This window comes from Streptomyces sp. NPDC004609 (genome assembly GCF_042873655.1).
In the GTDB taxonomy this organism is placed as follows: domain Bacteria; phylum Actinomycetota; class Actinomycetes; order Streptomycetales; family Streptomycetaceae; genus Streptomyces.
In genome coordinates this window covers 149,081-162,319 of the sequence record NZ_JBIALS010000011.1, presented here as the reverse complement: position 1 = coordinate 162,319, position 13,239 = coordinate 149,081, and the positions used below count along the sequence as shown (strand labels likewise).

Genomic DNA, 13,239 nt, shown 5'->3' with positions numbered 1-13,239 from the left:
GCACCCAGGGGAAATCGGCCAGGCCCACGCGGATGGCCTACTCGGGGCAGTCCGCCGAGGGTCCGTGAGGGCGTCGTCGGCCGGCCGGACGGGATGGCCGGCTCTCCGCGCCGGCCGCTCCTCGGCGGGCGTTGTCCCGGTGTTCGCTGGGTGTGATGCCGTACGCGGTGCGGAACGCGCGGCTGAAGTGGGCGTGCTGGGGGAAGCCCCAGCGTGCGGCGATGGAGTGGATCGACCGGGCGGACAACCGGGGATCGGCCAGGTCGCGCCGGACGCGGTCGAGGCGGAGTTCCCGGATGTACGCCGACACGGTGGTACCGCGCCGCTGGAAGTGCCGGTTCAGGGAGCGGGTGGAGATGTGATGGGCCCTCGCGACGGTCTCGGGCCCGAGCCGGGGATCGCCCAGGTGCTGGTGCACGAAGGCATCGATGCGCACGGCGAGTGCCTGGGGGTGGGCCTCGGGCGCGGCGGACGTGCCGAGGTGGTGTCCGAGGAGGGCTACGGACAGGTCGAGGACGACGGTGCCCAGCCGGGCGCTGTCCGACGGCCGCCCATGAAGCGAGGGTTGTGCCACGAGGCCGGTCAGGAACTGGGCGAGGAGCGCACCGATGCCGTCCCGGCCGGATATTCGCTTCCCGATCAGGCGGTCCGCCCTGCCGGAGGGAAGTGGCAGCAACGCCCGCGGAAGGAGAATGTCCTTCATCGCGACCCGGCGTCCGTCAGAGCCGAGCCACCCCTTGTACGGAAGGGATGTGGAGGCGAACCACAGATCCCCCGCCTCCAGCACCGCTTCTCTGCCGGCCTGGACGAAACCGCCCTGCCCCTCCACGACCAGGCACAGGAGATACAGCTCGGGATCGGACCGCCGGACCAGCCCGGCAGTTCGGCGCGCCCGCAGCGGCGGATGGTCGTACGCCGATACACGCACCGCTCCCAGACTCATCACCCCCATCGACGCCCGGAAGTCGGCGGCATGCTCACTGGTCACATCAGTCGGCGCATGAGCCTCGCAGGCCAGCTCCCGCCAGCACTCGAACCGGTCCGCCCGGTCCAGTTCCTCGCCCCGGAACACACTCTCCATCACGACGCATCCCTCCCGAATCCTCCGACGCTCCAGTGGACCGCCCCGGCCCGGCCACGAGACAGACCGCGTTCGGGCAAAGACCGAAGCACGTCGGACAGCGCGCGGGGAGGCCGCCGGGGTGCGCCCCGGAGTGGTGGGCGACACGGAGCACCGGCCGCGGGGACGCGGCGGAGGGTCCGGAATCGGGTGGGTGGTCCTACGTCTGTTGTGCGCGTACGGGAGGCCGGGCTCCCGGCGTCGGGCCATTCGGGTACGTCCGAGCGCCCGTGGGCATCATGGCCGGCACGTAGGCGGCGGGGGACGTTCCGAGGCCGGGGCCGTCCCCCGTCCGGCCCATGTCTCCTCGCACGTCGCCGGGGAAGCAGCAGATCGCCCGCCCCCGGAGGAAGCGACGGTGACCGAAGCCCGTGGTACCGCGACGGCGGGCCCGTGGCGGGAGCCCCGGGAAAGGAGCACGTGCGGTCTGGTGCCGGGGCCGGGGTTCCCCTTTCATGAGGGGCAGGAAATGCGCCTCGTCCCGTAAAGTCCGCAGAATTCCGCACGGCCACGGGAGGTTACCCATGACCAGCCCCCGCACCGATGACCTGGTGAGACTCGACAGCAGTGGCGGCCGACGCGTGTACGAGCAGATGGACCGGCTCCGGGAGGCCGGGCCGGCCGTGCGGGTGGCGTTGCCCGAAGGGGTGGTGGCCTGGTCCGTGACGCGCGGGGATGTGATCAGGCGGTTACTGACGCACCCGGGCGTCACGAGGGACGCGAGGAAGTCCGTGCCGGGGTACCGGCCCGGGGCCGTGAAGTGGCTGTTCCCGTGGGTGGACGTGGAGTCCATGTTCAACGCGGAGGGGAAGGACCACACGCGGCTCCGGAAGCTGGTGGGGCCGGCGTTCTCACCCCGGCGGATCGAGGCGATGCGTCCACGGGTGCAGGCGATCGTCACCCGTCAGCTGGACGTCCTGGCGGCGCGTGCCGGTGAGGAGCCGGTGGACCTGCGGGCCGGATTCTCGTACGGGGTGCCGACCGAGGTGATCTGCGACCTCTTCGGGGTTCCGGAGGACCGGCGGGCCGAGATGATGGAGGTCTTCGGCTCGGTCGCGGACACCGGTGCCACAGAGGAGGAGGCCGCCGCCGTCAACCGCGAGCTGATCTCCGTGGTGCAGCGGCTCGTCGAGCTGAAGCGGCGGGAACCCGGCGACGACATGACCAGCCTGCTCCTCGCCACCCGCGAGGAGGACGAGGACCGGCTCAGCGAGCAGGAGCTGCTGTCCACACTGTTCCTGATGATCGGTGCGGGCAGCCAGACCGCGATCTCCCTCATCGACAACGCGGTACGGGAACTCCTGGCCCACCGCGGGCAGCTCAAGGCCGTTCTGGCCGGGGAGATCGCCTGGCCGGAGGTCGTCGAGGAGACCCTGCGGCTGCATTCCTCGGTCATCCACATGCCGATGCGCTGGGCGACCGAGGACATCGATCTCGGGGAGGGGGTCGTCATCCGGGCCGGCGAGCCGATGCTCATCGGGTTCGGGGCCCCCGGCCGTGACCCCGGGGTCCACGACGATCCCGGCACCTTCGACCTCAGCCGCGAGGACAAGGCACACCTGGCCTTCGGGCACGGCGTGCACTACTGCATGGGGGCACCCCTGGGGCGGCTGGAGGCCGAAGTCGCGCTGCCCGCGCTCTTCGAACGCTTCCCCGTGATCCGGCTCGCCGTGGCGCCGGAGCGGATACAGCCGCAGCGCTCCTTCATAGGCAACGACATCGTCGACCTGCCCGTACTCCTCGGGTCCCCGAGCAGCACCGGGAGCTGACCCGCGTCCTTCGCGGCCCGGGGCACGGCGGGCCCGGGTCACGGCGGCCCGGGGCACGGCGGCGGTGTCGCACCGGGCACGCCCTCCCGGTGACGCCGCCGGCAATCCGGGGCCGTGGGCCGCACGGCGGCGGCGTGGTCAGCGGTGGGTCGTGGGCCCCGGCGGTCCGGCGCGGTCAGCGGTGGGTCCGCCGCCCGGTCTCCTTGCCCGCCTTGTCGTAGGTGACCCATTCACCGGTCTTCTTGCCGGCGTTGTACTCGCCTTCGTCCAGCAGTTCGCCGCTGTCGTGCCAGCGGCGCCAGGGGCCGTGCTGCAGGCCCTCCACAAAGGCTCCCTGCTGCAACAGGCCGCCGCCCTCGCGGTACCAGATCCACTCGCCGTCGAGCCGGCCGTCCTTGTAGACGCCCTCCGCCTTCACCCGGCCGTTCCGGAACCAGAAGGTCCAGGGGCCGGTGCGCTCGCCGTCCGCGTACTCGCCCCTGCCCGACAGGGTGCCGTCCTTGAAGTGCTCCTCAGCCATGGGGCCAGCATAGGAGCGCGGACCTCCGGAGTCCGGACGGCGAACGAGCCCTCCCGGACGGCCGTGGTGCGTCCGGTGACGGTCCCGTCCGGCCCGCGGTGTAGCGGGCTCCACCATCCCTACGGGAGGCAGACGGCTCGTCCCGGCCCACCCGCCCTTCCTAGCGTGTTCCCGAGGGCAAACGGAGGGCATGAATCGATGACAACGGTTGGTTACGCGTCCGCGAACGCGGTGGACTCGGGCACACTCGCCATGCGGCTGGAGTCCGTGACGCGGACGTACGGCACGGGGGACACGGCGGTCACCGCGCTGCGGGATGTCACTCTCGGGGTGCCGCGCGGGTCGTTCACCGCGGTCATGGGGCCGTCCGGATCGGGGAAGAGCACGTTCCTGCACGCGCTCGCCGGGCTCGACCGCCCGACCTCCGGGCGGGTCTACCTCGGGGAGACCGAGCTGTCGGGGCTGAAGGAGTCGGCGCTGACGGCGGTGCGCAGGGAGCGGATCGGCTATGTCTTCCAGGCGTACAACCTGATGTCCGCGCTGTCGGTGCGTCAGAACATCACGCTCGTCCCCCGGCTCGCGGGGAAGCCCGTGGACGAGGAGTGGCTGCGCGAGGTCGTCGACCGGGTCGGGATGAGCGGGCGGCTGGAGCGCAGGCCGCATGAACTCTCCGGCGGGCAGCAGCAGCGGGTGGCGATCGCCCGTGCGCTGGTGACCCGGCCCGACGCGCTGCTCGCGGACGAGCCGACGGGCGCGCTGGACACCCGGACCGGTCAGGAGGTCCTGAAGCTGTTCCGGCAGATCGTCGACGAGACCGGGCAGACCGTGCTGATGGTGACGCACGACCCGGTCGCGGCCTCGTACGCGGACTCGGTGGTGTTCCTGGCCGACGGCCGGCCCGCCGGGGAGCTGGTCCGGCCGACGGCCGAGCGGATCGCGGACCGTATGACCCACCTCGGGAACCGGTGAGCGCGCCGTGTTCGACATCGCGTGGAGCACGATCAAGAATCGCAGGGGCGGGTTCGTCGCCGCCTTCGTCGCCCTGTTCTGCGGGACCGCGGTCGTCACGGCCTGCGGTGTCCTGCTGATGTCGGGGCTCACGTCCGGGGTGTCGCCCGAGCGGTACGCGGGCGCGACCGTCATGGTCGGCGGGCGGCAGCACATGGACGTCGCCGAGGACTTCGACCCGGCGCACGCCGAACGGGTCACCGTGCCCGCCGGGCTGGTCCGCGAGGCGGCCGGGGTGCCGGGCGTTCGGAAGGTGGTCGCCGACCGCACGGTGGAGATGGGCATCGCGGACGAGCACGGGCGCCCGGTCGCTCTGGACGATCCGCTGTACGGGCACGGCTGGTCGTCGGCCGCGCTGGGGCCCTTCCGGCTGCTTGAGGGCGGTGAGCCCCGCACCGGGCGGGAAGCGGTGCTCGACGCCCGATGAAGCGATTGCTCTGGTTCCTGCTGTCGGTCGGCCTGGCCGCCGGTATCTGCGGCGACTTGCTGTTCGAGGGCGGCACCGAGCTCGCGGTGAACCTGAGCACGGACATCGTGGTGATCGGGGCGGCCGTGGGGCTGTTCCTGATGCGGAAGAAGCCCGTCTGAGAACCCGGCGCCGACGCCCTCGGCGCCGTGCGCCCCGCGCCCGGCCGGTCGGGGTCTCCCGGGCCGCTGAGGCGGTGAGCGGGCGGGCCGTGGGGATCACCGGTGAGGGGCGAGCGCGCGGGCCGTGGGCGGACTCGGCGGCTTCCGTACGTGTCGGTGGAGCGCTGCCCGGCCCACGGCCCCCAGCCTGGGGGCATGACACTCATTCATCGGCGCTCGGTGGTCCTGATGTTCCCGGGCACGGGGGCCCAGCATCCGGGGATGGCCGCCGGGCTGTACGGGCACGAGCCGGTCTTCACCGAAGCGGTCGACTCCGTCCTGGGCCTCCTCGGCCCGGAGTGCGAGGCGGTGCGGTCCGACTGGCTGGCGGACGACCCGGTCGAGCCGCTCGACACCGACAGCCGGTCGGCGCCGCTGCTGTTCGCGGTCGCCTATGCGATGGGGCGGCTGGCCGAGAGCTGGGGGCTGCGCCCGGACGCGTATCTCGGGCACAGCATGGGCGAGTTCGTCGCGGCCACGCTCACCGGGGTCTTCCGGCTGGAGGACGCGGTACGGCTGCTGTGGGAGCGCGTACGGATGCAGCGCGGCGTCCCCGCGGGCGGGATGCTCGCCGTGGTGGCCACCCCGGACGAGCTGGCGCCCTACCTCGGGGACGGTGTGGTCGTCGGCGCGGTCAACGGGCCCCGGCACACCGTCCTGTCCGGGTGCACGGAGCCGCTGCGCGCGGTGGCGGGCCGGCTCGCCGCGGACGGGCTCACGAGCCGTCCGCTCGCCACCCGTACCCCGTTTCACAGCCCGGCGCTGGCACCCCTGACGGGGCCGGCCGAGGCGCTGATCCGCGAGCTGGGTCCGGCTTCGCCGCGGACACCCCTGTACTCGGCGTACACGACCCGGCTGCTGAGCCCGGACGAGGCGGCCGACCCCGCGTTCTGGGCGGGCCATCCGACGGCTCCCGTGCTGTTCTGGCCGACGCTGGACCGGATTCTCGCGGACGGCGACCGGCTGCTCGTCGAAGCCGGTCCCGCGCAGAGCCTGTCGGTGATCGCGCGCGGCCACGAGGCGGTACGGTCCGGCCGCAGCGCGGTCCTCCCCCTGCTGCCGGGTCCGGGGGCGGGCCCCGAGGAGGACCGCCGCTCCATCCATACGGCCCGCTCCCGTCTCACCCCCTGCCCGTGGAGGTTCCCGGCGGACCTCCCGGTCTCGTAGGCCGCGTCGTCGACGTCCCGTCTGCCCCCGGGCGGACGACGCTGGTTCGACGGCGCCCCCCGGGCCGACCGGACCCTGCCGATCCGGCGCCCGCGCGGCCCGCGCCTGACCGATCCGACCCCGACCCCAACCCCGACCCCGCCCCCGACCCCGGCCGATCCGGCGCCGACCGACAGGACGGCCGTTCGGCCCGGACGCGCCGGCGTCCCGGCACCCGCCCACCGCGGGGAGACCGGCCCGGCCCGAGCCGGCCCGGCCCCGTCCGCTCAGTGGCCGCCCGCGAGTCCCGTCTCGTCGTCGCCCGCGGTCCAGGCGACCTCGATCTCGCAGCGCCGGATACGCCAGCCCTCGCCCGTACGCCGGAAGCGCCAGAGATAGGTGCCGGACTCGGTGAAGTACACCGCCGGCCGGTCGGCCCGGGGAATGTGGACCGCCTGGAACTTCGTGCGCCCGAAGGCGGTGTCCCCCTCCACGGTGATCTCGGCGTTGCCGCTCATGTGGTGGGTCTTCTCGAACGGCGCGAGCGCGGCCCTGCCCCATGCGCCGAGCCCCGCCGAACCGTCGTAGGACGCGAACGGCATACGGATCTCGGCGTCGGCCGTGAAGCACGCCTCCCAGTCGTCCCAGCGCTTGTCGTCCACACACCAGGCGTACGTGGTCAGCAGCCGCGCGATCTCGGCCTCGTCGACGATCCGCGCGACCGCGGCACCAGCCGCCGCCCCGGGAACATCCGTGCCACCCGTACCCGGAGCACTCGTACCCACTGCCGCAGCACCCACGTCCACTCCCACGTCCGCTCCAGCTTTCGCTTCGGTCTTTACTCCGGCTCCCGCGACGGCCGTACTCCGGCCCGCGCCATCCGGACCCGTACCGCTCCCGTTCGATCCGCTCATACCGCGAGATACCCCCCGTCCACCGAGATCGCCGCGCCCGTGACGAACGACGAGCTGTCCGAGAGCAGCCAGGCCACGGACTCGCCGATCTCGCCCGGCTTGCCGAAGCGGCCCATCACATGCCGCTGCCGCAGGGTGTCGAAGTACGCGGAGAAGGTGGGGTCGCCCGAGAGGCGGGCCACCATCGTCGTCTCCACGATCCCCGGCAGCACGGCGTTGACCCGGATCCCGTGCGTGCCGTAGTCCGCGGCGGCGGCCCGGGTGAGGCCGACGACTCCGTGCTTGGCGGCCACGTACTCGCTCGCGTTGGGGATGGCGGCCTGCCCCAGCGCGGACGCCGTGTTGACGATCGACCCGGCGGTGCCGGCGGCGAGCATGGCCGCGATCTGGTACTTGAGACAGTGGAAGACCCCGGTGAGGTCCACCCGGATCGCCCGTTCCCACTGCTCGCCGGTGAGCCGGTGGAGCGGAGTGGCGCACTGCTCGACACCGGCGTTGTTGAAGGCGCCGTCGAGTCTCCCGTACCGCTCCAGCGCCCCGGCCACGAGGGCTTCCGCCTCCTCCTCCACGCCGACGTCCGCTCTGATGAACTCCGCGTCCCCGCCGTCCTTGCGGATGGCCGCGGTGATCTCCCGGCCCGACTCGCTGATGTCTGTGACGACGACCTTCGCGCCCCGGTCGGCCAGCAGCCGCGCGGTCGCGGCGCCGATGCCACTGGCCGCGCCGGTCACGATGACGACCCGATCCCTGATGTCCATACGTCTGTGCTCCCTGTTCGGTTCGAATTCGGTTCGAAGCCCGGCCCGACGGCGCACCCCGCGGACCCACTCGTGGGTACGGCCGCGGCGACTCGGTTCGCCGCTGGTGGGGAAGTGGCGAAAAAACGTTCAGCCTCGCGGGGGCAGACCGATCTGCACCCGGTACTCGTCGGCCGTGGCGGGTGTGCGCCCCAGCTCCGCGGCGAGCGTGCGCGCCCGGCGGAACAGCTCCAGGTTGCTCGCGATCAGCTCGTCGCTGTTGGGGTTCTTCCAGCAGCTGTCCTCAAGACCGACCCGGATGTTGAGGCCCATCATCGTGGCGAGGGTGGTGATGTAGAGCCCGGCGCGTCCCGCGTTGCAGACGGTGACGGCGGCTCGCGGGTCCAGTCGGCGGATCTGCTCCACCATCAGGAAGAGGTGTGTCGCCATGGACTTGGCGTCGTCGGCCCAGGCGCCGGAGATCAGCGTGCGGCCGACGTCCACCGGAAGCCCGTACAGGATGATCCAGTTGGTCTGTTCGCCCGGCGCGATGATCCCGGTGTCGAACAGCCTGCGCTTGGCGAACTCCACCTCACCGGAGCTGTGGACGACGATCTCGGGGCTCACCCCGCACTCCAGCAGTGTCTTCACGGCCGGGGTGACGAACGCCTCGGGATGCCCGGCGGCGCAGGGCGCGACCTCCGCGAGGCCCTCGCGGGCGGGGCTGAGGCACTCGTCGAAGGTCTTGCCGTTGAGGACGTTCAGATTGGCGACGAAGTCATGGCCGAAGCGGGCCCGCAGCGGCTCCAGGACCAGACCGTATGCCTCGGTGGGCGGCAGATCCCGGTCCAGGCGGCGGCCCCCGGAGTCGGTGACCCAGGTGAAGTCGATATGGACTCCGCACGCGCCGGCCTCGATGACCTGCGACGCGGCGTCCACGTACTCCTCGATGTCCACGGGGTGGTCCGGGGAGCCGGCCGGTCCGGCGCGTCCGGCGACGGCGACGTTGATGGCGATCTTCTCGGGTACGTCCCACTGCGGCTGGAGGGCGGAGTCCGCGACGAACGCGTACTCCTCCATCTCCGCGCGAGCGGCGTCCCAGAGGGAGGGCGGGGTGGTCACAACGGCTTCCCTTGCATGGTGGATCGGACGGTGGAGAGCGAGGCACGACGCCACGGAGGCGTGAAGGTTCGGGGCACGAAAGGATCGGGGCACCAAGGGATCGGGGGGCCGGGGGCCGACGAGCCCGGTGCCGGGGAATCGGGGGTGAACGGGGAGGGTCAGACCGAGTAGATCTCGCCGACCGAGTCCAGGTGCTGGAGCAGCAGCCCGGTGAAGCGCGCGGAGTCGCCGTCCCGCAGCGCGGTCACAAGCCGGCGGTGCTCCTCGAAGAGATGCTCCCAGTCGTGCGGCGCCGAGGCGGAGTTGAAGGCGGGGACCCGCTGTCCCATGCGTACGAGCGCGATGAACAGCGCCTCCAGGACGGGGTTGCCGCTGGCCGTGGCGATGATCTCGTGGAACTCCAGGCTCAGCCTCAGCAGTTCGGCCGGGTCCGCGCCTTCTTCGTACGCCTTCCGCGAGTCGTCGATGTTCCGCTGGAGCCTTCTCAGGTCACCGTCGGTCGCGCCGCTGAGGACGGCGGCGGCCAGCGCCGGTTCCAGGGCGCGCTTGGCGGCGAGGTAGTCGGCGACGGTCACCCCGCTGTGGCGCAGATGGTTCTCCAGCGCCCGGTGCACGGAGTCCGCCCCCGGTTCGGCGACGAAGGCGCCGCCCCCGGAGCCGACCTGCACCTCGACCAGACCCTCGTGTTCGAGATTCATGGTCGCCTGTCTGGCCACCGCCCTGCTGACGCCGAAGGTGCTCATCAGCTCGGGCTCCGTGGGCAGCCGGTCGCCCGGGCGGTACCGCCCCGAGAGGATCGCCTCGCGCAGTTGCCGGGCCACGTCCTGGTAGAGGCGGAGGTGGCGCGCGGGCCGGAACCCGGGCGCGCCCGCGCCCGCCGCCGGGGAAGGCTCCGCGGACGTCACGATGCTCCGTTCTCCGTACGCCCGGCGGGCCCGTCCGGTCCACCGGGCCCGTCCGGTCCGGGGGTACGGCCTCCGGGTCCCGCGCCCCCGCCGGACCCGACGGAATCCCCGTACGCGACGGTGAGACCGCTCCACGCGGCCGAGACGCCCTGACCGTTCACGGACCGGCTGCCGTCCGGGCCGACGGGGTGCAGGGTGAAGATGCCGAGCCCGACCCGTACGCGCGAGGGGAAGGCGATGCCGTTGGCCTGATGGATCATCCGGCCGTCCACGACCCAGCGGACATGGCCCCCGGCGGTGTCGATCACCACCTGGCAGCGGCGGACGGCGCCCGTGCCCGGTGCCACCCCGGCGAACGGGTCCTCCACCATGCGGGTGAACGGCTCCTCGGGGGCGCCGGGCACCGGCAGCATCTCGTGGATGGCCCAGACGTGCTCGCTGTTGGCGGCCACGTCGAAGACCGAGCCGGTCTCCATGTCCAGGACGTTGAACGCGGCCACGCCGTCCCGGTAGTCGTGCCGGTCCCCGCCCCGGGAAGTGGCCCTCATGTCCACCGTGAAGACCGCCCGTCCGGCGTCGGGCAGGGCGAACTCCTCGGTGGACAGCAGCAGATACTTGGGATTGTCCATGATCTGTACGGTGTCGTGGGCGAGCCGGAAGCGCTCGATGTCCACCGCCAGGGTGCCGTCGCCGACGGCGGTCACCGCGCCGGGGTCGGCGCACCGCCAGGGCGGGCCGACCTGCATCGGGTACTCCAGATGGGTCCACTTGGCGGTGTCGAGTCCCGGCCCTGCGAAGTCGTCGTACGTCCGGGGCCCGGAACCGGGGGCCTCAGCCCCGGGAGTCCCGGTCACGGGGGCCTCCGCGTTCAGGGCCGCTGTCGCCGGGTCCGGTGTTTCCGGAACCCGTGTGTCCGGATCTGTCGTCCCCGGCACCTCGGTCAGGGGGGTTTCGGTCATGAGAGGTCTCCTCCGGGAGGTCAGGACGCCGGTCCGGCGGCCGTGGTGGGTGTCCTGGGCTCGAAGAAGTCGAACTGCCCGGTCTCCATGACGGCGCCGATGTCCCGGCCCGCCGGGGTCAGCGAGAGCGCGGCACGGGTCTCCAGCAGGAACGCCCGGTATCCCTCGGGCACCTCTTCCTCGGGGCCGTGGTGGATCAGGCCCTTCGGGGTCCACAGGACCGTGCCGGGCCTGTCGACCGCGCCGTAGTTCCCGGGCCCGGCGACGTAGAAGATGACCTCGTCGTAGTCCGCGTTGTGATGCACCGGAGGCCGGTCGCTGCGGCGGTTGCCGAGGTGGAAGACGAGGGTGCGGGTGCTGGAGTCGTTGAGCAGCCGTGGCGGCATGAGCCCGCCCTTCTCGACGCCGAGACCGTGCACGTTCTCCATGTTGAAGCGGCGCACGACGGGTGCGCCCGCCGTGGCGAGACAGGGCACCGGGTCGTAGTCGTAGAAGTACGTGGTGAACTCGCGGCCGTGTCTGATGATCACCTCGTAGTCGCCGGGCGGCCCCGCCGCGGGGTCCGGCACCGGGGCGTCGACGTGGAGGTCGACGTTGAGGACTCCGGGCGCGTTCTCCGGGTCGACGCGCATCTCGCTCTCGGTGACGATGAGGATCTCCCGCAGGGGCGAGGCGATCTCGCCGTAGCGGTAGGTCACCGAGCGCGGCAGCAGCACCATGTCGCCCGCCCGGACGTCGAGCACACCGAAGTCGGTCTCCAGCCGGCCCTCGCCCTCCAGGACGTAGTGCACCTCGTCCGCGAGGACGTTGCGGAAGGCCACCGCGCTCGGCTCGGCGCGCCGGGACACCTCCACGCTGACGCCGTCGCCTTCGAGGATCGCCACCGGCAGGGAGCGGCCCTCGGTGAAGGCGCCCTCGGACAGGTCGCCCACATCGAGGCGGTGGGGTGCGTAGGTGCCGCGGACGGCGGTGTACGCCGGGGAGTACTGGGCGCGGACGATGGTCGCCATCGGGCCGCTGAATCCGTTGCGGGTGTAGAGGTCGACGTTCGGGGGGCCCGCGGGGGCGGGTCCGTTGTCCGGGCTGGTCATGGTCGTTCTCCTTGGGGTCCTTGAGGGTCCTCGGGCGGCCGTGAGGGTCCGGGAAGGGCTTCCTCGGCGGGTTCCGGAGGGGATGTCCGACGGGATGGGCCGGGGGAGATGTCGCGTCGTGGGGCCGAGAGGCGGTGGGCCGTGGGCGGCGGCCCCGGGACGGCGCGTCAGAGCCGCGACGGCGCCTGCGCCGGCTGTCCGAGCCGGGGGATCACGGACATCGCGACGGTCTCGACGTCCCGGGCGAGCCCGGTGCTGAAGAGCAGGACGTTCACATGACGGGCTCCCGCCTCGCCGAACCGGCCGATGGTGTCCACCCAGCGGTCGGGAGTGCCGTACAGGCAGGCCGTTCCGTACTGGTCGAGTCCGCCCCCGAACAGACTCCGCAGGGCGGGTTCGAGTACGGCCTCGGCCCGGCCGGGCTCGGTGGCGATGGCGGCGAAGACATACGCGGCGGGGGTGAGGCTTCCCGGGTCCCGCCCCGCCGCCTCCGCGTGGTCGAGCACCCGCGCCCAGCCCGTACGGAACCGGTCGGGCCCGGCGAAGACGGAGAGCCAGCCGTCGCCGAGCCGCCCGGCACGTGCGTACGCCCCCGGTGAGTTGCCGCCGATCCACAGCGGGACGGGGGCGGCGGGCCGCGGGGCGAGGCCGATTCCCGAGCAGCGGAAGCCCGCGCCTTCGTGGTCGACCGACTCCTCCCGCCACAGCCGCCGCATCAGGCCGATGTACTCGTCGGTGAGCGCCGCCCGGCGGGCCATCGGCACCCCGGCGATCTCGTACTCGGCGGGTTCGAGGCCGCCGAGCCCGATGCCCGCGACCAGCCGGCCGCCGGAGAGATGGTCCGCGGTCGCGAGGGCGTGAGCGGTGAGCACCGGATTGCGGCGGGCCACCGACAGGACGGAGGTGCCGACGCGCACCCGGGTGGTACGGGCCGCGAGGGCCCCGAGCAGGGTGTGGGCCTCCAGCCATGGTGTGTTCGCGATGGTCCGGTCGGTGACCCAGACCGAGCCGAATCCGCTCCGGTCGGCCGTCTCCACGGCGGGCCAGAGCTGGTCGGGGTGGGCAGCGGGTGGAAGGACCAGCCCGAGTTCGGGAACCCGGGACGAGGGTGAGACCGGCACGACGCCTCCTTGCGCCTCCAGCATGTGCGACGTCCGTCACACCCCTGCATCAGAATCGACCAACCGTCGAAACGTCAAGCCTTAGAAGAAATCTTTTCTTTCACAGCGGGAGTTTTTCCGGGACATGAGGGGAGGCTTGACGCCAGAACCCTTCAAGGTCTCTACTGATCAGAGAGCTTCTCTTCTCAGCAGAGACTAAG

General features: G+C 72.3%; 14 protein-coding genes. 5 read left to right on the top strand and 9 right to left on the bottom strand.

From position 1 onward, the window contains the following. Positions 1-37: 37 nt before the first annotated feature. On the bottom strand, positions 38-1,081 hold the full coding sequence (locus ACFYT4_RS14130) for a helix-turn-helix domain-containing protein (protein WP_389267994.1): 1,044 nt from the start codon (positions 1,079-1,081) through the stop codon (positions 38-40). Positions 1,082-1,644: 563 nt separating this feature from the next. Between ACFYT4_RS14130 and ACFYT4_RS14125 the strand changes: the two genes are divergently transcribed. Beyond that, positions 1,645-2,889, top strand: coding sequence for a cytochrome P450 (locus ACFYT4_RS14125; protein WP_389267992.1), 1,245 nt, complete (start codon positions 1,645-1,647; stop codon positions 2,887-2,889). Positions 2,890-3,064: 175 nt separating this feature from the next. Here the strand turns inward: ACFYT4_RS14125 and ACFYT4_RS14120 are convergent, their stop codons facing one another. Continuing rightward, on the bottom strand, positions 3,065-3,409 hold the full coding sequence (locus ACFYT4_RS14120; protein ID WP_389267990.1) for a toxin-antitoxin system YwqK family antitoxin: 345 nt from the start codon (positions 3,407-3,409) through the stop codon (positions 3,065-3,067). 198 nt (positions 3,410-3,607) lie between these two features. On the opposite strand from ACFYT4_RS14120, the gene ACFYT4_RS14115 reads away from it, so the two are divergent. The 4 genes from ACFYT4_RS14115 (at position 3,608) to ACFYT4_RS14100 (ending at position 6,211) form a co-directional block, all read left to right on the top strand. Beyond that, entirely contained in the window at positions 3,608-4,378 is a 771-nt protein-coding gene (locus tag ACFYT4_RS14115; RefSeq protein WP_389267988.1) for an ABC transporter ATP-binding protein, read from the top strand. A gap of 7 nt (positions 4,379-4,385) precedes the next feature. Further along, positions 4,386-4,844 carry a hypothetical protein gene (locus ACFYT4_RS14110; RefSeq protein ID WP_389267986.1) on the top strand — a complete coding sequence of 153 codons (459 nt, stop codon included), beginning with the start codon at positions 4,386-4,388 and terminating at the stop codon, positions 4,842-4,844. After that, positions 4,841-5,005 carry a hypothetical protein gene (locus ACFYT4_RS14105; RefSeq protein WP_389267984.1) on the top strand — a complete coding sequence of 55 codons (165 nt, stop codon included), beginning with the start codon at positions 4,841-4,843 and terminating at the stop codon, positions 5,003-5,005. Before ACFYT4_RS14110 ends, ACFYT4_RS14105 begins: the two co-directional genes overlap by 4 nt. A 195-nt stretch (positions 5,006-5,200) precedes the next feature. Further along, positions 5,201-6,211 carry an acyltransferase domain-containing protein gene (locus ACFYT4_RS14100; RefSeq protein ID WP_389267982.1) on the top strand — a complete coding sequence of 337 codons (1,011 nt, stop codon included), beginning with the start codon at positions 5,201-5,203 and terminating at the stop codon, positions 6,209-6,211. Positions 6,212-6,477: 266 nt separating this feature from the next. Here the strand turns inward: ACFYT4_RS14100 and ACFYT4_RS14095 are convergent, their stop codons facing one another. The 7 genes from ACFYT4_RS14095 to ACFYT4_RS14065 form a co-directional block, all read right to left on the bottom strand. Beyond that, the gene (locus tag ACFYT4_RS14095) at positions 6,478-6,990 is read right to left on the bottom strand and encodes a nuclear transport factor 2 family protein (protein ID WP_389267980.1); all 513 of its coding nucleotides are present in this window, start codon (positions 6,988-6,990) and stop codon (positions 6,478-6,480) included. 110 nt (positions 6,991-7,100) lie between these two features. Continuing rightward, positions 7,101-7,862, bottom strand: a complete 762-nt coding sequence (locus tag ACFYT4_RS14090; RefSeq protein ID WP_389267978.1) for an SDR family NAD(P)-dependent oxidoreductase — start codon at positions 7,860-7,862, stop codon at positions 7,101-7,103. 129 nt (positions 7,863-7,991) lie between these two features. After that, entirely contained in the window at positions 7,992-8,963 is a 972-nt protein-coding gene (locus ACFYT4_RS14085; protein WP_389267976.1) for a 3-keto-5-aminohexanoate cleavage protein, read from the bottom strand. 158 nt (positions 8,964-9,121) lie between these two features. Continuing rightward, complete coding sequence (locus ACFYT4_RS14080) at positions 9,122-9,868, bottom strand: FadR/GntR family transcriptional regulator (protein WP_389267974.1); 747 nt, start codon at positions 9,866-9,868, stop codon at positions 9,122-9,124. After that, positions 9,865-10,827: a DUF6081 family protein gene (locus ACFYT4_RS14075; RefSeq protein ID WP_389267972.1), complete on the bottom strand. Its 963-nt coding sequence runs from the start codon at positions 10,825-10,827 to the stop codon at positions 9,865-9,867. Before ACFYT4_RS14075 ends, ACFYT4_RS14080 begins: the two co-directional genes overlap by 4 nt. Positions 10,828-10,847: 20 nt before the next feature. Beyond that, the gene (locus tag ACFYT4_RS14070; protein WP_389267970.1) at positions 10,848-11,918 is read right to left on the bottom strand and encodes a hypothetical protein; all 1,071 of its coding nucleotides are present in this window, start codon (positions 11,916-11,918) and stop codon (positions 10,848-10,850) included. A gap of 167 nt (positions 11,919-12,085) precedes the next feature. Next, on the bottom strand, positions 12,086-13,039 hold the full coding sequence (locus ACFYT4_RS14065; RefSeq protein WP_389267968.1) for an LLM class flavin-dependent oxidoreductase: 954 nt from the start codon (positions 13,037-13,039) through the stop codon (positions 12,086-12,088). Positions 13,040-13,239 lie beyond the last annotated feature (200 nt).